We start from the raw sequence: 23,949 nt of genomic DNA, 5'->3' as shown, positions 1-23,949 counted from the left end.
CTAACCTGCTGCCATGACTGTGCATCTTGAGGTCGCCGACGGCGTCGGGACGGTCCGGCTGGACCGTCCGCCGATGAACGCGCTGGACATCGCCACCCAGGACCGGCTGCGCGAGCTGGCCGAGGAGATCACCCACCGTGCGGACGTGCGGTCCGTGGTCCTCTGGGGCGGGGAGAAGGTGTTCGCGGCCGGCGCGGACATCAAGGAGATGCGGGACATGGACCACCCGGCCATGATCGCCCGGTCCCGTTCGCTCCAGGACGCCTTCACCGCCGTTGCCCGGATCCCCAAGCCGGTGGTCGCCGCGGTGACCGGCTACGCGCTGGGCGGCGGCTGCGAGCTCGCGCTCTGCGCCGACTTCCGGATCGCCGCCGACAACGCCAAGCTCGGCCAGCCGGAGATCCTGCTCGGCCTGATCCCGGGCGCGGGCGGCACCCAGCGGCTGCCCCGCCTGATCGGTCCGTCCAAGGCCAAGGACCTCATCTTCACCGGCCGCCAGGTCAAGGCCGACGAGGCGCTGGCCATCGGCCTGGTGGACCGGGTCGTCCCGGCCGCCGAGGTGTACGAGCAGGCGCACGCCTGGGCCGCCCGGCTCGCCGCCGGACCCGCCATCGCCCTGCGGGCCGCGAAGGAGGCGGTGGACTCCGGCCTGGAGACCGACATCGACACCGGACTGGCCATCGAACGCAACTGGTTCGCCGGACTGTTCGCCACCGAGGACCGTGAGATCGGTATGCGCAGTTTTGTCGAGGACGGTCCGGGCAAGGCCAAGTTCGTCTGACAGCAGGCCACTTGGCATGAACTGACAGCAAGTGACCCCCGGGCCCGAGCGGGTGTGCGCGGAGGATCAGGTTCCGGGGGTTGCCTCTTGTGGGGGAATTTCGAGGGGTGTGCGGACCCCTGGTGTTGACCCGGCCGGACACCCGCGACGATCTTTCGTGCACCTGCGGTCATCGCAGGTCAGTCGTGGTGTGCCACGGCGGATGAAGCCTCTGGCATATGTCGTCGCGAGGGCTCGGAGGGGTCTCTTCCGGAAAACCGAATCCGAAGGTTCCACTCCCGGGCGGCCTTTCGGCGGCCATCATGGGGGCATGGCGGGTCTGGAGGGAACGGAGCAGCCGCGACGCGGAGTCGGTACGGCCGAGACGCGCTGGGCTCCGGCGGTTGACGACGAACTGGCGCTCAAGGCGCTCGAGCGGTACGGCGACCCCACGGTCCGTGAGATCCGGATGCCCTCCTGCCCGGAGTCCACGGTCGCCGTGCGGCGGCTCACCCAGGCGGTGATCGTCTGCCGTTGGGGTCTCTCCGAGCGGCTCGCCGAGCACGCGGTGCTGCTGGTCTCGGAGCTCGTCGGGAACGCCGTCCGGCACACCGGCGCCCGGCACTTCGGCCTGCGGCTGGCGCGGCGCCGGGGCTGGATCCGGGCCGAGGTGCGCGACCCCTCGCGCGGGCTGCCCTGCCTGGTGCCGGTGGGCGAGCTGGACATCAGCGGGCGCGGGCTGTTCCTCGTCGACCGGCTCGCCGACCGGTGGGGCGTGGACCTGCTGGCGCGGGGCAAGACGACGTGGTTCGAGATGCGGGTGGCCGACCGCTGACCGCGTCTCGCGGGGGCTTCGGACGCGGGGCCCTGTGCGCGGGCGCTCTGCGTGCGGAGGCTCTGCGTGCGGAGGCTCTGGGTAAGGGGCTTTCGCGTGGGAGCCGTCGCGTGAGGGCTGTCGCGTGAGGGCTGTCGTGTGGGGGCCGTCGGGCGGGCTTTCGTGTGGCGGCGTTGAAGATCGCCTTCCGGTTCCCTCGGTACGCCGAGAGGCCCCGGTCCGTCGTCCTGCGACGGGAGGGGCCTCTTTCTGGCGCCGCGGAGAATTGGGGTGTGTTCCGCGGCAGGTGACGACCGAGCCCGGGTCAATGGGGGTCGTGCCACCGACTATGGCAGACAGGGCGGTGCCCGGCCAAACCTCAATAGCGACGGTATGGGGGGATTTGACGGTGATCTCCCAAATGACTCAGGGTAATCGAAGGTGAGTTGTGCCACTCGCCTTCTTTTCCATGAATCAATCCGCTGAGTAACTTATGGATATGCGGCTGTCTGTCGAGTAGGTGCAGACCAATACCGGGATCGCTCGCGAGTCCCCGGCGCGGCGGTGCTTGCGCGCCCACACTGTCTGTGGGTGTCATGTCCCCGTCCGACGTTCCCCTCGCGCCTCCCGGAGACCCCATGGACGCTGAGCCGTTGAACGACGCGCCGTTGGACGCCACGCCCCCGCTCGGACCCGGTCCGGGCGGCGTGCCGCGCCGCCGCGCGCTCGGCGGTACCGCCACGCTGCTCGGCGTGGCCGCCCTGGGAGCGGCCGCCGCCTTCAGCGTCGGCCGCCCGGCCGCCTCGGCCGCGTCCCGGCCTCCGGACGCGTACCCGCCCACCCACTGGATCCCGGCCGCCGGCGCGAATTACACCGTCTCCGGTCGCCCCGGCGCGTATCCGGTCGAGTACCTCGTCATCCATGTGACCCAGGAGACCTTCCCGGACACCGTGAAGATCTTCCAGGACCCGAAGTCCAAGGTCTCCGCGCACTACGCCGTCGCCTCGGCCGACGGCTACATCGCCCAGTTCGTCCGCGAGCGGGACATCGCCTGGCACGCCGGCAACTGGGACTACAACACCCGCAGCATCGGCATCGAGCACGAGGGGTGGGTGGACCGGCCCGAATACTTCACGGACGCGCTGTACCGCTCCTCCGCCCGGCTCGCCGCCGCCGTCTGCGCGCGCTACGGCATCCCCGCCGACCGCGACCACATCATCGGACACGTGGAAGTGCCCGGTTCCACGCACACCGATCCCGGCCCGTACTGGGACTGGGACCGCTACCTGGAACTCGTGACCGGGCACTTGGCCGCGGGCGGCTAATCTGTGCCGGTCAACAAGCCCGCGACGCACGGTGCGCGGCAGATCAGGGGAGGCCCACATGGCTGACATCGAGGAAGCGCGCAAGGTGTTCGCGCAGTTCGACGCCAACGGCGACGGTTTCATCACCGCCGCCGAGTACAAGAGCGCCATGGCCCGGCTCGGCGACCCGTTCGTCACCGAGACCGTGGCCCAGGCGATCATCAACTCCAAGGACGCCAACGGCGACGGGCTGATGTCCTTCGACGAGTTCTGGGCCGCCCGGAACAAGCCCGAGACCAAGGGCTGACCGGCGCCGCGCGGCCGGCGGCCGGGGGCGGGTCAGCGCCCGCCCCGCCGCTGGGCGCCCGCCCGGCGCCGCGCGTCGTTGCACAACAGGCAGCGGCCCCAGCCCGGGGGCAGCGGATCCTCCTCGTCCCCGTACAACGGGTCCACGGCGCCCTTGGGGTGCAGCGAGCACCCGGTCGCGCCGTGCGCGGCACCCAGGGCACGGGCCGCGTCCAGCGCCCGGCGCAGGGCGTCGACGATCTGCCCGGCCTCCTCTGCGGTGGGCGGGGCGTCCAGGGCGTAGGCGATGTCCGAAGCGGTATTGAGCGCGCTGTGGAGTTCGCGCAGGTCTGCGTAACTCATGCTCGCGAGCGTACGCGGCACCACTGACAACGCGGCCCGGATCATGCTCGGGCCCAGGTCGGGCGGGGTTCCCGGCGGATGCGCCGCCCGGAGTTCCGGGGCGTACGCGCCGCCCGGGGTTCGGGGGCGTACGTGCCGCCCGGGGCCGCCGGACGCACCGCCCGGGTCCGCCGTAAGCGTGCACCGGAACCGCTCCGGCCGGCAGAGCGCGGCACTCGCCCGCCGCACATCCGGCCGCCTCACCGCCCGCCCCCGCCCCGCCCCGCGATACCGTCGGCCCATGGACGCCACGACCCCTCCCGCGGACGCGACGACCCCCTGCCTCGCCGTGCTGACCACGGCCCCCGACGAAGAGACCGCCCGGCGCCTCGCCGCGAGCGCCGTCGAGCGCCGGCTGGCGGCCTGCGCCCAGATCGACGGTCCGGTGACCAGCGTCTACCGGTGGCAGGAAGCGATCGAGAGCGACACCGAATGGCGCGTCCTCTACAAGACGACGACCGCCCGGTACGCGGAGCTGGAGGCCCACATCCGTGCCGGGCACCCGTACGACGTCCCCGAGGTGATCGCGACGCCGGTCACGGCGGGCAGTGACGCCTATCTGACGTGGCTGCGCTCGGAGACCTCCTGACGCTCCCGGGCTCGGGAGGGAACACGAGACCGTTCATCGCGACGCCGGTCACGGCGGGCAGCGACGCCTATCTGACGTGGCTGCGCTCGGAGACCTCCTGACGCTCCCGGCTCGGGGAGGAGCACGAGACCGTTCACCCTCACCGCGGCACGGTCACGGCCGAGCCGTGGCGAGCGCCCTGGGACGAACAGCGCGCCGGTATCCGTCGGCGAGCGCCCCGGGGCGAACAGTGCGCCGGTATCCGCCGGGCGAGCGCCTCCCCGTACCGCTCGCCCGGCGGATCGGACCGGGCGGCCGTCGCGGTGGCGCGGGCGGCGTACGGCGGGGCGGCGGTGACGGGATGAGGTGCCGTCGGCGGCCCGAGGCTCCGGCGGCGGGCCGAGGGGGCGGTCGGAAAACCGGGGGCGCTTCCGACGCCCCCGGGCGAGAATCGGCCGCCATGACGCTCGTCCTGCCGCCCCGCCTCACCGCCTCCGCCGAGTCCGTACGGGACGCCGCCGTCCGGCGCGGCCTCCGTACCGTCCGGCTGCCGGACTTCACCGTTCCGGACGGGTTCCGCGCGGAGCGCCTGCATGCCGGGCCGGCGTTCGCGGACGCCGTGGCGCCCGCCCTGGGGATCGCTCCGTTGGAGGCCCCGGCCGACTGGCTCGCCCGGCTGCCGCGGGAGTGCACGCGGCGCGAGGTGCGGGCGGTGCCGATCGGCGAGGCGTACGGCCTCCGCCGGCCCGCCTTCGTCAAGTCCCCGAACGACAAGGGGATACGCGCGATGGTCTACGCCGACGGTTCGCGGCTGCCCGGCCCCGACGCCGTCGACCCGGCCACGACCGTCCTGGTGAGCGACGTGGTCGAGTTCACCGCCGAGTACCGGCTGTTCGTCCTGGACGGCGCGGTGCGCGGCGGGAGCCGGTACGGCGAACGGGGCCGGCTCGTTCTCGGCCCCCTGGCCCCCGACGCCGCCCGTTTCGGCGCGGAGCTGCTCGCCGCTCACGCGGACACGCTGCCTTCCGCCGTGGTCGTCGACGTGGGAACCGTCGCGGGCGGCTGGGCGGTGATCGAGGCAAACGCCGCGTGGGCGAGCGGCCTCTACACCACCGATCCGGACACGGCCCTCGACGTCGTGCTGCGGGCCGCCGGGCCGTGCACGGCCGTCGCGGACCGGGACCGTCCGTTCGTCCGGGGGCGTGCCCTCCGGTAGCGGTGAGGCCCCTGTGGCGTCAGCCGTCCGACGACTCCCCTCCTGACGGTCGTCGGTCGATTGACGTGGGACCGCGAGCCGGACCCCCGTACCCGCTCGCACTCCGATCCGCGAGGCCCTGAAAGGCCGCCGATGGACGGACAGCGTCCGTTTTCGGCCGCCCAAGCCCCGCGGCCGTTCCAGATTGCCCAGACCGAGGCGCCCCTGCCCAGGACCGAACGTGCCACCCGTGGCACACGACGCGCCAACGTGTCGGAAAATGAACCCATGGCAGAAGCGCTGACCACCGGGACGACCGGCGAGCTGGACTCCATCGTCCTGTCGAAGTTCCTCCTCACCGCGGCGGCGGCGAGCGGTGCCGACCCCGACCGCATCGCCCGCGAGGCCGGGGTGCCGGACTGGGCGCTGGCCGAGGACGAGGTCACGATCCCGGCCCGGTGCACGATGCGCGTCTGGGAACTGGTGGAACGGGCGCTGGACGTACCGGACTCGCCGGTGTCCATCGCCGGCTGGTACAGCCTCGGCGCGCTCGGGCTCTTCGACTACCTCTTCGCCAACGCGCCGACGCTCGGCGCCGCGATGGAGAGCAGCACCCGGCACCTGCACTTCATCACCACCAACGGCCGTTTCGCGCTCCATGCGCGGAACGAACGGGAGACCACCTTCTCCTTCCACTACGTGGAGGGCGAACCCCGGCAGGTGGAACTGGCCGAACAGTTCGCCCTGGCCGTGCTCTGCGCCCGGTCGCGCGGGGTGACGGGCACGCCGGTGCACCCGCTGCACGTCGGCTTCTCCCAGTCCGCACCGCGCAGGCACGCCACCCTCACCGAGGCCCTCGGCGCCGAGCGCGGCGTCGACTTCGGCCAGGACCGGGCCACGGTCACCTTCCGCACCGCCGACCTCGCCCGCCCGGTCCCCGGCGCCGACCCGCGGCTGGGCGCCATCCTCGGCCGCTACGCCGCGACCCTGCCCCCGCCGCCGCCCGCCGACTGGCGCGACCGGTTCCGCCAGGCCCTCGACACCTGCCTCGCCGAAGGCCCCCCGGCCCTCGACCACGTGGCCCGGCACCTCACCATGAGCCGCCGCACCCTGCAACGCCGCCTCGCCGAATCCGGCACCACCTGGCGCGTGGAACTGGACGCCGCCCGCCGCCGCCACGCCGACCTGGCCCGCCGCACGGGCCGCCCGGCCAACGCCGCCCTCGCCGACCGCCTCGGCTACTCCGACCCCCGGTCCCTGCGGCGGGCGGTACGGCGGTGGTCGGCGGAGGAGCACGGGTCGGAGGGGTGACCCCGCTCGCCGAACGGGACCGCGCCCTCTTCCAGGGCCGCTGGGAGGACCGCCTGTGGCTGAACGTGCCCGGCCCCTTCTACGGCGGCGGCACCGACACATGCCGGACAGGCCGGCTGCACGCGCCACGGCACGTGCTGTACGAGGCCGAGCACCTCACCGAGTTCGTCTACCGTCAGCCCCGCACGCCCGCCGAGACCGCCGCCCTCGTGACGGCCGCGGGCGAGGAACCGTTCCTCGGGTACGGATGCGACGGCGACGCGTGGTGGACGCCGTCCGCCGTCCGCGAGTGGTGGCGCGACCGCGACCGGATCATCCGGTACCTGGCGGACCACAGGCGGCGGTGGGACGAGATCGACGCCGCGACCGGACAGGACGTGGCCGCGGCCGCGCGCGACTACGCGGCGTCTCTGTACGGCGAGTTGGCCACGGACCTGCGGATCTACCTCTTCCGGCTGGAGGAGGGCCGTCCACCCTCCTCCACGGACCGGCTGCCGGGACTCTGACCGGCGGAGGCACCCGGAATGTCAGTGGGGGCTGCGACGCTGCCGGTATGACTGCCTGGACTCTGTCAGAGCTGGACGCCGCCCTGCGGGTGAGCTGGGCCGCCGACACCTGCTCACCCGACGACCGGCCCGAATGGTCCCCCGGGAACCCCGCCCTGGGGCACTGCGACATCACCGCGCTGATCGTGAACGACATCTTCGGCGGCGAGCTGGTGGTCGCCGAGGTCCGCCCCGACGGCACCCGGCAGGCCTACCACTGGTGGAACCGGCTGCCCAGCGGCGTCGAACTCGACCTGACCCGCGAACAGTTCCGCCGGGGCCAACCGCTCACGAACGCGCGCGTCGTCAGGCGCCCGCCGGGCCCGCTCCGCCGCTGGGACGCGTACCTCCTGCTGCGCGAACGCGTCACCGGGCACCTCGGACACCTGCCGGAGCCGGCCGCTTGAGCCGGTTCGGGCGGGCAGACGGCCTCCGGGGGTGACGCTCAGCCGACCGCCTTCTCGATCGCCTCGAAGACGTCGGCGTCCGTCTCCCGTTGCCATGCCGGCAGTTCCGGCCAGTCCGCGACATAACCCGGCTTCGGATCCGCGGAATGCCTGTACATCTGCGCGGTCAGCAGAGGGCCACGAACCGGCCCTTCTGCTCGCGCGTCAGCCGCGCCGCGTGCCCGTCGCTGACGGCGAGGAACCGCCGCACCTGCTCGTACACCGCTCCCGCGGCGGCCCTTTCCCAGTCCGGTGTGTCCCCCCACAGGGTGACGTAGCCGGGCTTGGGCTCCCCGGGAAAGTACGCGCGCACGCCGGCGAACCACGCTTCGCGGAACAGCCGGACGCCTTCATTCTCGGACAAGGGGATTCCTTTCGGTTCACGTCCCGACGAGCGCGGGGGCGAGGCGGCGCGCCCGTTCGTGGAGTTCCCTCGCGGCACGGTTGCGCAGATGGGGGCGAAGGCGGGCGTTCAGGGCGCGGACGCGGTCGTCCGCGCGGCCGGAATGGACATCGGGGTAGTCGTCCAGGGCGAGGTGCCAGGTGCGGCAGGCTTCCTCCAAGTGGCCCAGTTCCCACTGTCGTTCGGCGAGGGTGCAGCGGTGCCGGACGCGGGCCCGCCGGAACACGCCCTGCCGCACCCGGTCGGACTCCTTCAGCGCGGCCACCGAACCGGAGACGTCCCGGAGTTCGTGGCGGACCTGGCTCACGTGGTACAGCAGTGACGACGGATCGTACGAACCGAACGCCCTCGCCCGGGACTCGGCCTTCTCCATCGCCACCTCCGCCTCCCGGAGGTACGCCAGCGCACCCGCGCGGTCGCCGGTGCGGGCCGCCGCGTGCGCCGCTGCCCGGCAAGGAAGGCGCGCATCCGAGGGCCGGCCTGCGGGGACGCGGCGGCCGCCGCGTCGGCAAGGCGCAGCGCCTCGCGCCCGTGCCCGAGGTCCACGGCCTGGACGCTCATCCCGCGCAGGGTCGTGCAGTACGTGAGGTGGTCGCCCACCGCACCGGCCAGCTCCAGAGCCTTGACGTAGTAGCACTGGGCCAGGCCGTGGAAGCCCTCGTCGACGGCCATGTAACCGGTCAGGTAACACAGGTCGGCGGCGGCCGGGCTCAGCCCGGAAGGGGTGCAGGACGACCGGATCGGGTGACGTGAACACGCATGCGACGAGCCCCCGGCGGCCCGACCTGGCGATCATGCACGAGTACGTGGTCACCGTTCCGCACACATCCGGCCCGCCGCCCGTCGCCGTAGGTATGTACACCCTCCCCGCGGTCTCCCAGCGGCCCCGCCGCCCCTGCGTCCGCTGCGCGTCGCTCCGGGACGCGCTCGCCGGCGCGGTGCGGGCGGGAGACACGGCCGCCGAAGGCCGGATCGCCCGGGAACGGGCCGGGCACTGGCGGCGGGAGCACCGGCGGGTGCACGGCTGACGGCGGTCGAACCGGGCGCGGCGGCGTTGGGGGGGGGCTCAACAAGAGGGCCTGCTTCCGGCCGTTCGAGTCCACTCGGCGGTGCGTCGCCGCCGAGTGCGCGTCGGGCCGCGACGCGCGCCTGATGCGCAAGGGGACCAGTGGACATGCCCGTCACCCGGTAAAAGGAGTTCGATATTCCCATCCCGCCCGGACCGTTTCTTCCGGCCATAATCGGCGGCCACACCGAAAACGCGTTCTCGCGAACCCCCGCTCCCTCTTGTTAAGTTGCGGCCCCATCGAGGGGAAGGGGGTGACGCATATGAACGATCACGAGATTGTCGAGTACGAGGCGCCCGAAATGCTGCCCATCGGCGAGTTCTCCGAGGTCACGATGTGGTACGGCTGGGCCAGCAACGACGGCGAGGGTACCGCGATCATCTGATCGCGGTGTACGCATTCGGTCGGCTGGGGGGATTCCTTGAGCGCGTCATGGTTCATCGCTTTCCCGGAGAATGCCGATGACGCATGTCCGGCCCACCCCGGGCCGACCGAGAACGCCGAAGTGCTTACGTACGCGTCAGGCCGGACGTGGGTGATCGCGGACTGCTCCCATTCCCGCCTGATCGCCGCGGAAGCCGGCGTCAGACGCCTCGCGCTGTTCGGTGAGACGAGCATCGACGCGGGGCGTCTGGCCCGCCTGCTGGCGCGGCACGACGACGTCGTCGGCCTGATGGCCGCCGCACACGAGATCTCCGGCAGCTTTCACATCCTCTACGCCGACGGCCGTTCGACCCACGTCCAGGGGAGCGCGTCGGGCCTGCGCCAGGTGTTCTACGCCCGGTGCCGGGACGGCTCGTACGCCGCGTCCGACTCGGTCGAACCGCTGGCCCGGCTCGGCGGCGCCACCCCGCGCATCGAGATGGCGGCCTGGGGGATGCTGCACCCCGGCTTCGATTACGGGCTGACCCACGGCACCTACTGGCACGGGGTCCACCGGCTCCCCGCCGACCGGCGGCTGCGCATGACCGCCGACCGGGCCGAGCTCACCACCTGGTGGCGCCCCCCGGCGCCGGCGCTGTCGGTGGCCGACGGCGCGCCGGGGGTACGGGCCGCGCTGGAGGAGGCGGTGGCCGTCCGGCGGGCCACGGCCGGCGGCCTTTCGGCGGACCTGTCGGGCGGCATGGACTCGACGTCCCTCTGCTTCCTGCTGGCCGGCCAGGGCGCCCGCTTCCCGTGCTTCGTCGAGCGGACCGTCGACCCCAACCACGACGACGCCCACTGGGCGGCGATCGCCGCCCGGGAGATCGACCGTCCGCTGACGGTCCTCGGCCCCGAGGACGTCCCCGGCCCGTACGACGGCATCTGGGAACCCGGCCGCGGGCTCGTCGAGGACGTCCCGTACGGACTGGGCGAGCCGTACACCCTGATCCGGAACCGGGCGCGGAAGACCGCGATGGCGAAGATCTTCGCCGCCACCGGCTCGGACACGCACGTCGGTGGATTCGGGGGCGACGAGCTGTTCACCGTCGCGCCGTCGCACTTCGCCGACCTCTCCGCGCACGCACCCCTGGCGGCGGTCCTCGGGATCCGCGACCTCGCGCGGCTGAGGCGCTGGAGCATGCCCTCCGTCCTGCGCGCGCTCGCCCGGCGGCAGACGTACCGGGGCTGGTTCGAGGAGCAGTTGCGCAGTGTGCACCTGCCCCGGCCGGACCTCCTCGGCCCCGGCCTGAACTGGGGCCCGCAGGTCCGCGTGCCCCCGTGGTCGACCCCCGCAGGCGTCGACGCCGTGCGCGCGGTCGCGACCGCCGCCGATGCCGGCCGGACCCCGCAGGCCGGCACCCGCTCGGTGCACACCAGCGTCGCGGGACACCGCATCGGCGGACAACGGCTTGGCCCGCTGAGAGCCCTGATGGAACACCACGGCATCACCCTGTCCTTGCCGTACATGGACGACGCGGTACTGGAGGCCGCCCTGGCGGTCTCACGCGCCGAGGCCCTGCCGGGCACCGGGTTCAAACCCGTCCTGAAGGCCGCCATGCGCGTGGGCGCGCCGCCGGACTCCCGGGCGGGCGCGCTGTCGCGCTCCACCAAGGGCGAGTTCAGCATGTCGGTCCACCGCGGCCTGGCCCGCAACCGCCGTTCGCTCCTCGGCCTGTTCGAGGACTCGCTGCTCGCCGAGCACGGCCTGGTGCACATCGACCGGCTGCGCGCCGCCCTGCGGGACACCATGCGTCCCGAGTACGAGACCAACGCGCTGGAGACGACCGTCGCCGCCGAGGTCTGGATGCGGGCTGTGGCGCAGGCGCCCGCTCCGGCGCCCGAACGCCCCCTCGCCCACCGACGACTGGCCTCACCATGCTGAAGATCTCCCCGCACGTCGTCCTCACCAAGACCGAGGACGCGGCCGTTCTCCTGGACAAGAAGTCCGGCACGTACTTCCGGGTCAACCCGACCGGGACGGCGGTCTTCGAGATGCTCGCCGCCGGACGCACACCGGACGAGGTCGTGGGCGAGCTGTGCGCACGCCACCCGGAGGCGGCCGGCCGGATACCCGGCGACGTCGCGAGGCTGATCGACACCATGCGACGCGCGAAGGTGCTGATCTGACGTGACACTCCCCATGACCCTGGAGCCCCGCGCCCGGCTGCCTCTGCGCCGGCTGCCCCTGCCGGTGCTGGCCGTCGCGGTGAGCCGCCTGCTGACCCGGCTGAGCCCGCACGCGCTGGAGCGGGTGCTGCGCCTGCTCAGCCGCGGCGCCCGGCCCGCCACCCGCGCCGAGGCCCTCGCCGCGCGCGCCGACGTCGTCTCCGTCAGCCGCCGCGCCGCCGGCCCGTACTGCCTGGAGCGGTCGATCGCCGCGGCCCTGCTGGCCCGCCTGCGGGGCGGCTGGCCCGACTGGGTCTCCGGCGTCAGCCTGCTGCCCTTCGCCGCGCACGCCTGGATCGAGGTCGGGGGCCGGGCGGTCGGCGAGTCCCTGCGGCTTGACGCCTTCCACAAGAACATCGTCGTATCCCGGGACCCCCGCACCGGACGGAGCGGCAGGCCGCACGACCACCCCACCGAGAGCCGAGACGGACGGACACCATGGACACCAAGCGCATAGCGGAGCGACTGGCCGGCCGGGGATACGCGCTGGTGCCCGGCTTCCTGACCGGGGAGGCCCTCGCACGGGCGCAGGCCGCGGTCGCCACCTACTTCCCCGACCCGGAGGCGAACGGGAGCACGCCCGAGGAGGTCAACGGCCTCAAGCACGCGGTCCCGTTCCCCTTCACCAGCAACGACCTCAACCGGCACGCGCTCGACCCCCGGGTCATCGACGTCGTCGAGGAACTGCTCGGCACCACCGACCTGCGGCTGACGAGCTCCTTCATCCAGGCCAAGTACGGCACGGCGTACGGGGAGAGCCGGGACCAGACCCTGCACAACGACGCCTGGGCGGCCAGCAGCCTGGTGCACCCGCGGGCGGACGGCGTCTACCAGCGCGTGTACGGCATCCTCTACCTGACCGACGTGACCGTGGACACCGGGCCCACCTACGTCGTCGACCGCGCCGCGCACCTCGGGCTGCCCCTGCTGACCGACGCGGGCAAGGGCTCGTACGACAAGGCGGATTACCCCGAACTGTACGAGCGGGAGCGGCCGGTGGAGGCCGAGGCCGGCTCGCTCCTGCTGTTCGTCGGCGACATCGTGCACCGGGGGTCGGCCTACAACGGGCGGTACGGGCGGCGGCTCGCGCTCTTCTTCAACATGCACGCCGCACAGGCCCGTTGGACGGACAAGCACCTGTGGTCGATGCGCCCCGCCCACCCCAACTGGCACACCCAGCACGAGCTCATGGTCGAGCTGAGCCCGCGCCAGCGCCACCTCCTGGGCTTCCCGCCGCCCGGGGACGACTACTGGACCGACGAGACGATCGCGCACCTGGAGCGGATGTACCCCGGGATCGACGCCAAGCCCTACCTGCCGCGGGCCGCCGACGCGGTCGCCCCGTGACGGCCGGTCGCCCCGCGACCGAGCGGCCCGGATACGCCGGACTGGCCGTCGACGGCCTGCGCTACCTGGGAGAGGTGTTCGGCCTGGGGGAACGTTTCGACGCGGCGGCCGAGGAGTCCGTCCGGCACCTCTTCGACGGGTGGGGGCACCGGGTCTCGCGGGACACCGACGGCGGCGGGACCCGGGAGGACGCCGTGGCGACCGCCCCGTTCGAGTACTCCCTCGTACTCGACGGGGACCGCGTCGACGTCCGGATCTTCTTCCGGCCGCTCCCCGCGCGGGGCCCCGCCTCCGCGGCCGGGAGCTGGGAGCGCGGCCTGCGGACGCTGGACGGGCTGGAACGCCTGGGCCTCGCGCGCCCGGAGCGGGCCCGGCGGGTCGCCGGACTGTTCCGGCCGCGCAGCGGGCGGGCGGCGTTCGGGATGTGCCTGGCGGCTTCGGTCCGCGCCTCGGGGATCGCGCGCCCCAAGGTGTACTTCGACACGCTGGCGGCGGGCACCGAGCGCAGCCGGGAGGCCGTCGCGACGGCACTCGACCGGCTCGGGCAGCGCGGCGCGTGGAGCTGGCTGCGGCGCCACGACCCGCGGGGCATGGCCCACCTGATGCCGGCCTTCTTCGCGCTCGACGTGGACGAGTCCCCGCACGCCCGGATGAAGTTCTACACGACGGTCGCGGAGCGCTCGACCGCCGAACTCGAAGCCCGCCTGGCCCCGTTGGGCCCCGCCGCGGTGGCCGCCGCGACGGGCCTGGTGACGGACACCGCCCCGCCGGGCTCGAAGCCGCTCGACATGCCCGGGGTACGCCCGACGCTGTGCTGGAGCATGACCTCGCGCGACGGGACGCGGCCGGACGACGCCACGCTGTACCTGCCGTTCGACCTGTACGCCCCGCGCCGGCGCGAGCCGCACGGCAGGCTGCGCGAAAGCCTCGGCCCGGCGCTCCTGGCGGGGGTCGGGCGGCTGGTGGACGACCACGCCGCCGCCGTACCGGAGCGGGCGAACCCGTTCCACTGGGTGGCGGCCAAGCTGGTCCACGGCGGGCGGGCGCTCACCCTCTACGTCTCGGCCGCGGCGGTCGAGACGGCCCGGCTCGAACACCGGCGGGTGCATGCCTGACGGCCACAACGGCGGCGCCCCGCCCGGGAGTCCGGGCGGGGCGCTCGCGAGGTCAGGGGATCAGCACTCGATGACGTTGACCGCCAGGCCGCCCCGGGCCGTCTCCTTGTACTTGACCTTCATGTCGGCGCCGGTCTCCTTCATGGTCTTGATGACCTTGTCGAGGGAGACGTGGTGCCGGCCGTCGCCGCGGAGGGCCATGCGGGCCGCCGTGACGGCCTTGGCCGCGGCCATGCCGTTGCGCTCGATGCAGGGGATCTGGACCAGGCCGCCGACGGGGTCGCAGGTGAGGCCGAGGTTGTGCTCCATGCCGATCTCGGCCGCGTTCTCGACCTGCTCGGGGGAGCCGCCCATGACCTCGGCGAGGCCGCCGGAGGCCATGGAGCAGGCCGAGCCGACCTCGCCCTGGCAGCCGACCTCGGCGCCGGAGATGGAGGCGTTCTCCTTGAAGAGCATGCCGATCGCGCCGGCGGCGAGGAGGAAGCGGACGATGCCTTCCTCGTCCGCGCCGGGGACGAAGTTCATGTAGTAGTGCAGAACGGCCGGGATGATGCCGGCGGCGCCGTTGGTGGGGGCGGTGACGACGCGGCCGCCGGCCGCGTTCTCCTCGTTGACCGCCATCGCGTAGACGGTGATCCACTCCATCGCGCGGGCCTGCGGGTCGCCTTCGGCGCGCAACTGGCGGGCGGTGCTCGCGGCGCGGCGGCGGACCTTGAGGCCGCCGGGGAGGATGCCCTCGCGGGACATGCCGCGGCTGACGCACGCCTGCATGACGCGCCAGATCTCCAGCAGGCCGGCCCGGATCTCGTCCTCGGTGCGCCAGGCCTTCTCGTTCTCCATCATCATCGCGGAGATCGACAGGCCGGACTCGCGGGACATCCGCAGCAGCTCGTCGCCGGTGCGGAACGGGTACTTCAGGACGGTGTCGTCGGGGACGATCCGGTCCGCGCCGACCGCGTCCTCGTCCACCACGAAGCCGCCGCCGACCGAGTAGTACGTCTTCTCCAGCAGGGGCGCGCCGCTCTCGTCGTAGGCGAAGAGGGTCATGCCGTTGGCGTGGTACGGCAGCGAGCGGCGGCGGTGCAGGATCAGTTGCGTGGAGTCGTCGAAGTCGATCTCGTGGTCCGAGCCGATCTCGGTGCCGAGGAGGCGCAGGCGCTTGGTGGTGCGGATGCGCTCCACCTCGTCGTCGGCGATCTCGACGTCCACGGTGCGCGGGGAGTGGCCCTCCAGACCGAGGAGGACGGCCTTGGGGGTGCCGTGGCCGTGCCCGGTGGCGCCGAGGGAGCCGAAGAGCTCCGCGCGCACCGAGGCGGTCTGGGCGAGCAGGCCGTCCTTCTTCAGGCGGCCCACGAACATCCGGGCGGCGCGCATCGGGCCGACCGTGTGGGAGCTGGACGGGCCTATGCCGATCGAGAAGAGATCGAATACGGAGATGGCCACGGTGGCAGCTCCTCGGGTCGGGGGTGGAACAAAGGGTGTGGGGGGTACAGCGATACAGCGATATGCGGTTGTGACGTGGTGCGGGGCACCGCGCTCACCTCCAGTGTGCGCGATGCCCCGTACATCCCGGTAAAACCGGAGGTCCGGTCCTACTTCAGGCCGGGGTACAGCGGGTGCTTGTCCGCCAGCGCGGTGACGCGGGCGCGCAGCGCCTGGGCGTCGTACTCGGGCTTCAGGGCCTCGGCGATGACGTCCGCGACCTCGCGGAAGTCCTCGGTGGTGAAGCCGCGGGTGGCCAGTGCCGGGGTGCCGATCCGCAGGCCCGAGGTGACCATCGGGGGGCGCGGGTCGTTCGGGACGGCGTTGCGGTTGACCGTGATGCCGACCTCGTGGAGGCGGTCCTCGGCCTGCTGGCCGTCCAGCAGGGAGTGGCGCAGGTCCACCAGGACCAGGTGCACGTCGGTGCCGCCGGACAGGACGGAGACGCCGTGCTCCTTGACGTCGTCCTGGACCAGGCGCTCGGCCAGGATCTTCGCGCCGTCCAGGGTGCGCTGCTGGCGCTCCTTGAACTCCTCGCTCGCCGCGACCTTGAAGGAGACCGCCTTGGCCGCGATCACATGCTCCAGCGGGCCGCCCTGCTGACCGGGGAAGACCGCCGAGTTGATCTTCTTGGCGAGCTCGGCCGTGGAGAGGATCACACCGCCGCGCGGACCGCCGAGGGTCTTGTGCGTGGTGGTGGTGACCACGTGCGCGTGCGGCACCGGGGAGGGGTGCAGCCCGGCGGCGACCAGGCCCGCGAAGTGGGCCATGTCGACCATCAGGTACGCGCCGACCTCGTCGGCGATCCGGCGGAAGGCCGCGAAGTCGAGCTGACGCGGGTAGGCGGACCAGCCGGCGACGATCAGCTTGGGGCGGTGCTCCTTGGCGAGGCGCTCGACCTCCTCCATGTCGACCAGGTTGGTCTGCTCGTCGACGTGGTAGGCGACCACGTTGTAGAGCTTGCCCGAGAAGTTGATCTTCATGCCGTGGGTCAGGTGCCCGCCGTGGGCGAGGTTCAGACCCAGGATGGTGTCGCCCGGCTTGAGCAGCGCGAACATCGCCGCGGCGTTGGCCTGGGCGCCCGAGTGCGGCTGCACGTTGGCGGCCTCGGCGCCGAACAGCGCCTTGATCCGGTCGATGGCGATCTGCTCGACGACATCGACGTGCTCGCAGCCGCCGTAGTAGCGGCGGCCCGGGTAGCCCTCGGCGTACTTGTTGGTGAGGACCGAGCCCTGGGCCTCCATGACCGCGACCGGAGCGAAGTTCTCCGAGGCGATCATCTCGAGCGTGGACTGCTGACGGTGGAGTTCGGCGTCGACAGCGGCGGCGACGTCGGGGTCGAGCTCATGGAGGGAGCTGTTCAGAAGCGACATGAGTTCTTCCTGGGCGGGAGGGGCCGGGTGGAGGCGGGACGCGGGTCAGCCGGCGAAGTCCGTGTACGCGTCGGCGGTCAGCAGCTCCGCCGGCTCGTCCGTGATCTTCACCTTGAACAGCCAGCCGCCCTCGAAGGGGGCGGAGTTCACCAGCGAGGGGTCGTCCACGACGTCCTGGTTGGCCTCGACGACCTCGCCCGTGACGGGGGCGAAGAGGTCGCTGACCGACTTGGTGGACTCCAGCTCACCACAGGTCTCGCCCGCGGTGATGGTGTCGCCGACGGCCGGGAGCTGCGCGTAGACGACATCCCCGAGCGCGTTGGCCGCGAACTCGGTGATACCCACCGTCGCCACACCGTTCTCGTCGGTGGCCGACAGCCACTCGTGCTCCTTGGTGTAACGGAGGTGCTGGGGGTTGCTCATGGGTCGATTCTCCTGTACGCGGATCGATGCTTGTGCAGGACCCCTGGTCCGGCCAGGGGCGTCTTGCCAGGTGAGACGAAGGGCGGGGGTTCCGTTCGGAAATCGGGCATTCCGCCTGCTTTGCGGCTCGATGCCCGCTCCCTACCCGGATGTCCCGGAGGTCAGCGCTCCCGCCGGTAGAACGGCAGCTCCACCACCTCGTACGGCTCGTGGCTGCCGCGGATGTCCACCGCGACCCCGGCCGTCCCGGGCGCGGCGTGGGCCGCGTCCACGTAGGCGATGGCGATCGGCTTGCCGAGTGTGGGGGAGGGGGCGCCGGACGTGACCTCGCCGATCACCGTGCCGGTGGCGGCCTCCACCACCGGGTAGCCGGCCCGCGGCACCCGGCGGCCCGCGGCCACCAGGCCCACCAGCTTGCGCGGCGGGGCGTCCGCGGCACGCTCGGCGGCGGCCTCCAGCGCCGCGCGGCCCACGAAGTCACCGGGCTTGTCGAACTTCACGACCCGGCCGAGCCCGGCGTCGAACGGCGTGGTCGCCGTCGTCAGCTCGTGCCCGTACAGCGGCATGCCCGCCTCCAGGCGCAGGGTGTCCCGGCAGGACAGGCCACAGGGGACCAGGCCCGCGTCCGCGCCCGCCTCGGTCAGCGTCTGCCACAGCTTCTCCGCGTCGGCGGGGGCGACGAACAGCTCGAAGCCGTCCTCGCCGGTGTAGCCGGTCCGGGCGATCAGCGCCTCGACGCCGGCGACCGTGCCGGGCAGGCCCGCGTAGTACTTCAGGCCGTCCAGGTCGGCGTCGGTGACCGACTTCAGGATGGCGGGGGAGGCCGGGCCCTGGACGGCGATCAGCGCGTAGTTCTCCCGGTCGTCGCGCACCTCGGCGTCGAAGCCGGCGGCCCGCCCGGTGAGCGCGTCCAGCACCACCTGGGCGTTGGAGGCGTTGGCGACGACGAGGTATTTCTGGCGGCCTTCCTCGTCGGCCAGCCGGTAGACGATCAGGTCGTCCAGGATCCCGCCGCGCTCGTCGCAGATCATGGTGTAGCGGGCGCGGCCGGGCATCAGCGCCGAGAGGTTGCCCACCAGGGCGTGATCCAGTGCCTGGCCGGCCTGCGGACCCGTAAGGGTGATCTCGCCCATGTGCGAGAGGTCGAACAGACCGGCACGGGTGCGGACGGCCACGTGCTCGTCGCGCTCGCTCCCGTAGCGGAGGGGCATGTCCCAGCCGGCGAAGTCGGTCATCGTCGCGCCCAGGGCGCGGTGCAGCGCGTCGAGCGCGGTACGGCGGGGGGTGGCGGTCTCTGATGCGACGGACTCTGAGGCGGCGGACTCTGAGGGCATGATCAAGGCTCCCGGGCAGCGGTCGCGAGGACGCGGGGACGTCGAAGGACGGCCTCCCCATCTGTCATCGGAACCTGAGAGGTTCACCGGGAGCCCCGGAGGGCACACGGCTTGCACCTTGGGTGGGACCGCGGGGCGGTCCGCTTTTCAGATCTGCCTCACCCTGCGCGGTACGGGGCCTGAGAGATTCAAGGGAGGAACTTGCTCCTTCGGCGCCCGGCGGGCGGCGATGCGCCGTGCCGGAACTCTCCCGCGCGGATTCGAGCGGCCGGTATGCAGTTGGTCGTGACGCGTCGGTCGTGCTCTTGGCGCGCACTGGCGCGCACATCATTGCACGTACGAGCGTGCGATGGACCGTTCACAGCCCATCGCATTGGATTACTTTTCCTTTACTCCCTCCGTATGCGAGTGGGGTACACCGAGAGCACCGAGCGACGGAGCGACGAGGCCGTGGGAGAGCGGGCGAGGGGCGGGGGAGCGGTGCGAACGGGCGTCCAGGGGGAGGCGGCGGGGGCCGCGCGGGCGGCGGGGGCGGAGCCGGCGGCGAGGGCCGCCGGGCCTCGGGTGCGCGATCTGCGCGGGGTGGCGGCGCCCCCGGCGGAGCTGTGCTGCCGCGCCGGTGATCTGCTGGTGGTCTCCGGGCTCCCCGGGGCCGGCAAGTCCACCCTGATCCGACGGGTCGTACCGGCCCTCGACGGCCGGGGCGCCCCCGTCCGCAGCGTCGACTCGCAGGACGCCAGGGCCCGGTTGGAGCGCGGGTTGCGCCGGCTGCCGGTCCGGCTCCCGTACGCCGCCTACCGCCCCCTCGCGCGCCTCGCGCACTACGCGCACCTCTGGCGCGCCCTGCGCTCCGGCGCGAGCCTCGTCGTGCACGACTGCGGGCAACGCGGCTGGGTCCGCCGCCTACTGGCCCGCGAGGCGCGCCGCCGCGGCACCGCGCTGCACGTCCTGCTGCTCGCCGTGGAACCCGGCACCGCGCTCGCCGGGCAGCGGGCCCGCGGCCGGACGGTCTCCCGGACCGCGTTCGCCCGCCACCGCCGCGCCATGGAACGACTGATCACGGCGGCGGCCGGGGGCCGGCCCCCGGCCGGTGCGACGAGCGTGCTCCTCCTCGACCGCGCCGCGGCGGCGGCACTGCGGACGATCGTCTTCACGGGGGCGCCGACGTCGGGTACCTCCGTGGGGCCGGCCATGCCGGGTATGTCCGCGGGGGCGGCGAAGGCGGGTACGTCTGCGGGGTCGGCGAAGGCGGGAACACCCGTGGGACCGGCCATGCCGGGGACGTCCACGGCGCCGCCGGCGTCGGGGCCGCGCGGGCCGCTCACACCGGGGCTGCCCGTATCGGTGCCGCCCGAGCCGGAAACCCCCGCGAGGCCACGGGTGCCGGGACCGCCCGGGCCGCTCGCTCCGGGCCCGCCCCGGTCGCCCACCTCGGGGCCGCTCGGGTTGCCCACCTCGGGGTCGGTCACGCCGGGCGCCTTCGCGGGCGCATCCACGGGCGCCCCCGCGCCGGAAGCGCCCCCCGGCGCCCCCGCCCCGGGAGCCGTCGGCGGCCCGCGCCCGCGGGGCGTCTTCGCCGTGCGGCAGCCCGTCCCGCCGCCCCCGGCCCCCGCTGCCCACCGGCCCGCGCCGCCGGCCGCCGTCCCGCCGTCGGTGCGCTCCCGCCGTGTGCCCCGGCCGTCCGCCGTGCCCCTCCCGCCGTCTGACGGGGAGCCGGCCGTTAAGGTGCGGGTGCGAGTGCGACGAGACCGTGGGGAGAACGGATGAGCGGCCCCGAGCTGCACGGCACGGAGCGGGCCAGGGGCGAGGCCCCCAACTGGCCCGCCAACGAACTGGAGGAGACCCTCGCCGCCTGCGCGGGCGTCCCGGGCACCGGTGAGCGCGTCGTCGAGGCGCTGGCCCGCAGCGAGGTCTGGATACCCCTGCCCAAGGGCGGCGGCCCCGACAGCCCCGACCTCGACCTGCCCACCGTGGAGCTCGGCGGCGCCGCGTTCGTGCCGGTCTTCAGCTCCGAGGAGCAGTTCCGCCGCGTCGTCGGCGACCACATGGCCTACGCGGTCGCTCCCGCCGTGGATTTCGCCCGCGGCCTGCCCCCGCAGGTCGGCGTGGTCGTCAACTTCGAGGGCACGGTCGCCGCGCCGCTGCCCCCCGCCGCCGTCGCCGAGCTCTGCCGGGCCGGCCGGCTGCGGCTGGAGGGCGAGCCCACCGGCGGCCGGGTGCGTCTCCACGAGCCCGACTGGCAGGACGAGCCCACCGCCTTCCTCGCCGCCGCCGGCTTGGAGTTCACCGCCGCCCGCGCCGTGCGCACCGCCCGCCGCGCCCTGGCCAGCGTCGAGGGCGGCCCGCCGGAGCTCTTCGTCGGCGTGGAGCTCGACCTCCCGGACGACGACAGCCGCGCCGCCGCCGTGGACGCCCTGGGTCGCGCCCTGGGCTCCGCCCCCGTGCCCTGGCCGGTCCGCACGGTCTTCCTCGACGTCACCCGCGATCCGGTCGCCGACTGGATGCGGGACCGCGTCGCGCCGTTCTACGACCGTGACCGTTGACTGCTCCCCTGCATGTCGCCCCGGCCTCGTAAGCTGGTTGGACGACCGTACGGGAGGCGCGACCGCGCCGTGAGGCAGGGGGCGGACGCGACGCGAGCGTCGGCCGGGAGAAGGGGCGGGATCAGGTGAGCGCGGGCGCGGAGAGCGGCGTGGAGCAGGTGCTGCGCCAAGTGGCGCCCGGGCGGTACGACGTCTACGAGTCGCTGCTGCACGCCGTCGCCGAGGGCAGGCTGTGGATGCTGCTCTGGCACGGCCACCCCGGCTCGCCCGACGCCCAGTACGGGAACATGGAGGTCGACGGCCTCGGCTACGCCCCCTGCGTCACCTCCGAGCGGGAGCTCGCCGCCAGCGGCTGGAACCGCGCCCACGAGGTCGTCACCGGCCGCTCCCTCGCCGCGTCCCTGTACCCGGGCCGCTGGGGCCTGTGGCTCAACCCGCACGCCCCGGGCGGCGGCGTCGGCATCCCCTGGCTCGACCTCCGCCGCATCGCCGGCGGCCTGGACCGGCTGCCCGCCGGCCCCCTCCAGATCACCGAACCCACCGTCGACATCCCGCGGTTCTACGCCCTCCTCGCTCAGCACGCTCAGCGCACGCCCGCCGTCCGGGCGCTGCGCCGCGCCTGGGTGCAGCCGGCCATCGGCGCGGCCTACCTGGCGATCGGCCTCGACCTGTACGACACCTCCCCGCCGGCCGTGGAGTCCGTCCGGTCGATGATGCAGCAGGTGGTGGCCGTGGTGCCGGAGGGGCTGCCGGTGTCCACGGTGGCGATGGCGGACGAGTTCGACCCGGTGGCGCTGTGGATGCGCTCCCACGCCCGCCCGTTCTACGGGCATGCCGCCCCGAGCGGCGCGGCGGCACCGGTGCCGGGGTACGGGTACCCGCACTAGCGGATTCCCGTCCCGGCGAATCCCCGCCCGGACGGCCCTGCCCGCCCCCACGGCCCTGCCCGCGCGGGCACGTTCCCGGCCGGACGCCTCCGCGCGGTCCCGTCACCCCACCCGTCCGCCGCCGCGCGCGCCCACCCCCGTCCGCCGCCGCGTGCACGCACCCCCGGCCGGGGCCCGGGAGGCACCCGCGACGGGACGGGCCCGCGTGGCGGGCGAGGCGCACGTCCGCTGCCGGTTCCCCCGCTGAGGGTCAACCCCCGTCCGTATAACGGAAGCTCGCATCGCACATCACGGTTGCGCATCCATTGCCCGCCGGGTCTGGCGGGTGATCGTGAACGCGTTGAAGACTCCCGCTCCAAGGACCCGCAGGTCCGGTGTACGACCAGCTCCGCTTGTACTTCCCGCACCGCACCGCACCGCATCGCACCGCACTGCGCCACAGCACCGCAACGCACCGCAACGCAACGCACCGCAACGCACCGCACTGCGCCACCGCACCGCACAGCACCGCATGTGTCAGTGATGTCGACCGGCCGCCTCCCCGGGCGGTCGGCGGAGGCCGGTCCCACCGGCCGAGAGGGGTCCAGCGAACGATGACGGCACCACTCCCCGAGACGAGCGCGACCGGGACCGCGACCGTCGTCGCCGACGCGGAAATCCCGGTCCCGGGCACGACGATCGAGGGCCGCTCCCCCTGGCGCATCGCCTGGACGCGGCTCAAGCGCGACAAACTGGCCCTGGCCGGCGGGATCGTGGTCCTGCTGCTCGTCCTGGTCGCGATCTTCGCGCCGCTGATCGTGGACCTGCTGGGCCACCCGCCGAACGAGTACCACGAGGACCAGATCGACGCCCTGTTCGGCACACCGAAGGGTTCCTGGGGCGGCATCAACGGCGACTTCCTGTTCGGCGTCGAGCCGGTCAACGGCCGGGACGTCTTCAGCCGGGTGGTCTACGGCGCCCGGGTCTCCCTGCTCGTCGCGTTCCTCGCGGCCGTGGTCGCCGTGCTGATCGGCACCGTCCTGGGTGTCGTGGCCGGCTACTTCGGCGGCTGGGTGGACACCCTGGTGAGCCGGGTGATGGACGCCCTGCTGGCCTTCCCGCAGCTCCTCTTCATCATCGCCCTGATCTCCGTCGTCCCCAACGAGCTTTTCGGGCTGACCGGTTCGGGCGTCCGGATGGCCGTCCTCATCGCGGTGATCGGCTTCTTCGGCTGGCCCTACGTGGGGCGCATCGTCCGCGGTCAGACGCTCTCGCTGAGGGAGCGCGAGTACGTCGAGGCGGCGCGCAGCCTGGGCGCCGGCCGGATGTACATCCTCTTCCGCGAGCTGCTGCCCAACCTGGTCGCACCGATCACCGTCTACGCCACGCTGATGATCCCGACCAACGTCCTCACCGAGGCCGCGCTGAGCTTCCTCGGGGCCGGCGTCAAGCCGCCCACGTCGTCCTGGGGGCAGATGCTCTCCAAGGCCGTCAGCACCTATGAGGGCGACCCGATGTTCATGGTGATCCCGGGTCTCGCCATCTTCGTCACCGTCCTGGCGTTCAACCTCTTCGGGGACGGCGTACGGGACGCCCTTGACCCCAAGGGTTCGCGCTAGCCGCACCGGTTTTACGCGCAACACCGCTTACTGCGGAGCGATCTGACGTCGCATCAGCACGGCAGCCGCGTCGGCCGCTCCGGCATCAGGAGTACGAGCTGAAGGAACCACCCCCATCGCGGTCCGCCCCCGGACCGTGACGATCACGGAGGTCGCGA

General features: G+C 73.2%; 25 protein-coding genes, 2 pseudogenes and 1 riboswitch. Of the genes and pseudogenes, 20 read left to right on the top strand and 7 right to left on the bottom strand.

The window, feature by feature from the left end:
• Positions 1-13 precede the first annotated feature (13 nt).
• From ACZ6X9_RS01440 to ACZ6X9_RS01425, 4 genes are all read left to right on the top strand, one after another.
• Complete coding sequence (locus tag ACZ6X9_RS01440) at positions 14-781, top strand: enoyl-CoA hydratase/isomerase family protein (protein ID WP_469775883.1); 768 nt, start codon at positions 14-16, stop codon at positions 779-781.
• Between the two features lie 310 nt (positions 782-1,091).
• A complete protein-coding gene (locus ACZ6X9_RS01435; RefSeq protein ID WP_469775882.1) occupies positions 1,092-1,595 on the top strand; it encodes an ATP-binding protein in 504 nt (167 codons plus the stop codon).
• 617 nt (positions 1,596-2,212) lie between these two features.
• Positions 2,213-2,899 carry an N-acetylmuramoyl-L-alanine amidase gene (locus ACZ6X9_RS01430; protein ID WP_469775881.1) on the top strand — a complete coding sequence of 229 codons (687 nt, stop codon included), beginning with the start codon at positions 2,213-2,215 and terminating at the stop codon, positions 2,897-2,899.
• Between the two features lie 58 nt (positions 2,900-2,957).
• Positions 2,958-3,185, top strand: a complete 228-nt coding sequence (locus ACZ6X9_RS01425; RefSeq protein ID WP_469775880.1) for an EF-hand domain-containing protein — start codon at positions 2,958-2,960, stop codon at positions 3,183-3,185.
• Positions 3,186-3,217: 32 nt separating this feature from the next.
• On the opposite strand, the gene ACZ6X9_RS01420 is transcribed toward ACZ6X9_RS01425, so the two are convergent.
• Complete coding sequence (locus ACZ6X9_RS01420; protein ID WP_469775879.1) at positions 3,218-3,526, bottom strand: hypothetical protein; 309 nt, start codon at positions 3,524-3,526, stop codon at positions 3,218-3,220.
• Positions 3,527-3,806: 280 nt separating this feature from the next.
• Here ACZ6X9_RS01420 and cutA point away from each other — a divergent pair, with 280 nt between their 5' ends.
• The 5 genes from cutA (at position 3,807) to ACZ6X9_RS01395 (ending at position 7,591) form a co-directional block, all read left to right on the top strand.
• A complete protein-coding gene (cutA, locus tag ACZ6X9_RS01415) occupies positions 3,807-4,154 on the top strand; it encodes a divalent-cation tolerance protein CutA (protein WP_469775878.1) in 348 nt (115 codons plus the stop codon).
• A 439-nt stretch (positions 4,155-4,593) separates the two neighbouring features.
• Entirely contained in the window at positions 4,594-5,349 is a 756-nt protein-coding gene (locus ACZ6X9_RS01410) for an ATP-grasp domain-containing protein (protein ID WP_469775877.1), read from the top strand.
• Positions 5,350-5,616: 267 nt separating this feature from the next.
• A complete protein-coding gene (locus tag ACZ6X9_RS01405) occupies positions 5,617-6,639 on the top strand; it encodes an AraC family transcriptional regulator (protein ID WP_469775876.1) in 1,023 nt (340 codons plus the stop codon).
• Positions 6,636-7,145 (top strand): ferredoxin, encoded by a 510-nt coding sequence (locus tag ACZ6X9_RS01400; protein WP_469775875.1) that lies wholly within the window; start codon positions 6,636-6,638, stop codon positions 7,143-7,145. Before ACZ6X9_RS01405 ends, ACZ6X9_RS01400 begins: the two co-directional genes overlap by 4 nt.
• 47 nt (positions 7,146-7,192) lie before the next feature.
• On the top strand, positions 7,193-7,591 hold the full coding sequence (locus ACZ6X9_RS01395) for a YunG family protein (RefSeq protein WP_469775874.1): 399 nt from the start codon (positions 7,193-7,195) through the stop codon (positions 7,589-7,591).
• Positions 7,592-7,629: 38 nt separating this feature from the next.
• Here ACZ6X9_RS01395 and ACZ6X9_RS01390 read toward each other — a convergent pair.
• Positions 7,630-7,994, bottom strand: a pseudogene (locus tag ACZ6X9_RS01390) (hypothetical protein).
• Positions 7,995-8,010: 16 nt separating this feature from the next.
• Positions 8,011-8,738 (bottom strand): annotated as a pseudogene (locus ACZ6X9_RS01385) (tetratricopeptide repeat protein); the annotation flags it as partial.
• Positions 8,739-8,782: 44 nt separating this feature from the next.
• Between ACZ6X9_RS01385 and ACZ6X9_RS01380 the strand changes: the two are divergent.
• From ACZ6X9_RS01380 to ACZ6X9_RS01350, 7 genes are all read left to right on the top strand, one after another.
• A complete protein-coding gene (locus tag ACZ6X9_RS01380; protein ID WP_469775873.1) occupies positions 8,783-9,061 on the top strand; it encodes a hypothetical protein in 279 nt (92 codons plus the stop codon).
• A 301-nt stretch (positions 9,062-9,362) separates the two neighbouring features.
• The gene (locus ACZ6X9_RS01375; RefSeq protein WP_433023445.1) at positions 9,363-9,485 is read left to right on the top strand and encodes a lasso RiPP family leader peptide-containing protein; all 123 of its coding nucleotides are present in this window, start codon (positions 9,363-9,365) and stop codon (positions 9,483-9,485) included.
• 120 nt (positions 9,486-9,605) lie between these two features.
• A complete protein-coding gene (locus ACZ6X9_RS01370) occupies positions 9,606-11,405 on the top strand; it encodes an asparagine synthase-related protein (RefSeq protein WP_469775872.1) in 1,800 nt (599 codons plus the stop codon).
• Positions 11,399-11,650 (top strand): lasso peptide biosynthesis PqqD family chaperone, encoded by a 252-nt coding sequence (locus ACZ6X9_RS01365; protein ID WP_469775871.1) that lies wholly within the window; start codon positions 11,399-11,401, stop codon positions 11,648-11,650. The genes ACZ6X9_RS01370 and ACZ6X9_RS01365 overlap by 7 nt, the downstream gene beginning before the upstream one ends.
• 1 nt (position 11,651) lies before the next feature.
• A complete protein-coding gene (locus ACZ6X9_RS01360) occupies positions 11,652-12,146 on the top strand; it encodes a lasso peptide biosynthesis B2 protein (protein WP_469775870.1) in 495 nt (164 codons plus the stop codon).
• On the top strand, positions 12,128-13,036 hold the full coding sequence (locus tag ACZ6X9_RS01355; protein ID WP_469775869.1) for a phytanoyl-CoA dioxygenase family protein: 909 nt from the start codon (positions 12,128-12,130) through the stop codon (positions 13,034-13,036). The genes ACZ6X9_RS01360 and ACZ6X9_RS01355 overlap by 19 nt, the downstream gene beginning before the upstream one ends.
• The gene (locus ACZ6X9_RS01350) at positions 13,033-14,151 is read left to right on the top strand and encodes a hypothetical protein (protein ID WP_469775868.1); all 1,119 of its coding nucleotides are present in this window, start codon (positions 13,033-13,035) and stop codon (positions 14,149-14,151) included. Before ACZ6X9_RS01355 ends, ACZ6X9_RS01350 begins: the two co-directional genes overlap by 4 nt.
• Before the next feature lie 60 nt (positions 14,152-14,211).
• On the opposite strand, the gene ACZ6X9_RS01345 is transcribed toward ACZ6X9_RS01350, so the two are convergent.
• The 4 genes from ACZ6X9_RS01345 to gcvT form a co-directional block, all read right to left on the bottom strand.
• Positions 14,212-15,594: an L-serine ammonia-lyase gene (locus ACZ6X9_RS01345; protein WP_469775867.1), complete on the bottom strand. Its 1,383-nt coding sequence runs from the start codon at positions 15,592-15,594 to the stop codon at positions 14,212-14,214.
• Positions 15,595-15,743: 149 nt separating this feature from the next.
• Positions 15,744-17,006, bottom strand: a complete 1,263-nt coding sequence (gene glyA, locus ACZ6X9_RS01340) for a serine hydroxymethyltransferase (protein ID WP_469775866.1) — start codon at positions 17,004-17,006, stop codon at positions 15,744-15,746.
• A 45-nt stretch (positions 17,007-17,051) separates the two neighbouring features.
• A complete protein-coding gene (gcvH, locus tag ACZ6X9_RS01335; protein WP_004949856.1) occupies positions 17,052-17,429 on the bottom strand; it encodes a glycine cleavage system protein GcvH in 378 nt (125 codons plus the stop codon).
• A 161-nt stretch (positions 17,430-17,590) separates the two neighbouring features.
• On the bottom strand, positions 17,591-18,763 hold the full coding sequence (gcvT, locus tag ACZ6X9_RS01330) for a glycine cleavage system aminomethyltransferase GcvT (protein WP_469775865.1): 1,173 nt from the start codon (positions 18,761-18,763) through the stop codon (positions 17,591-17,593).
• 158 nt (positions 18,764-18,921) lie between these two features.
• A riboswitch (glycine riboswitch) is annotated at positions 18,922-19,026 on the bottom strand.
• Positions 19,027-19,165: 139 nt separating this feature from the next.
• Here gcvT and ACZ6X9_RS01325 point away from each other — a divergent pair.
• The 4 genes from ACZ6X9_RS01325 to ACZ6X9_RS01310 all read left to right on the top strand — a co-directional run bounded on the left by ACZ6X9_RS01325 (position 19,166) and on the right by ACZ6X9_RS01310 (position 23,791).
• Entirely contained in the window at positions 19,166-20,530 is a 1,365-nt protein-coding gene (locus ACZ6X9_RS01325; RefSeq protein ID WP_469775864.1) for an AAA family ATPase, read from the top strand.
• Positions 20,527-21,306: an enhanced serine sensitivity protein SseB gene (locus ACZ6X9_RS01320; RefSeq protein WP_469775863.1), complete on the top strand. Its 780-nt coding sequence runs from the start codon at positions 20,527-20,529 to the stop codon at positions 21,304-21,306. Before ACZ6X9_RS01325 ends, ACZ6X9_RS01320 begins: the two co-directional genes overlap by 4 nt.
• A gap of 125 nt (positions 21,307-21,431) precedes the next feature.
• A complete protein-coding gene (locus ACZ6X9_RS01315) occupies positions 21,432-22,193 on the top strand; it encodes an enhanced serine sensitivity protein SseB C-terminal domain-containing protein (RefSeq protein ID WP_469775862.1) in 762 nt (253 codons plus the stop codon).
• Between the two features lie 593 nt (positions 22,194-22,786).
• Complete coding sequence (locus ACZ6X9_RS01310) at positions 22,787-23,791, top strand: ABC transporter permease (protein ID WP_469775861.1); 1,005 nt, start codon at positions 22,787-22,789, stop codon at positions 23,789-23,791.
• The last annotated feature ends 158 nt before the right edge of the window (positions 23,792-23,949 follow it).

Source organism: Streptomyces sp. NPDC052910 (assembly GCF_055585605.1).
The sequence above is the reverse complement of the archived record's forward strand: the minus strand, read 5'-3'. Positions and strand labels throughout refer to the sequence as shown.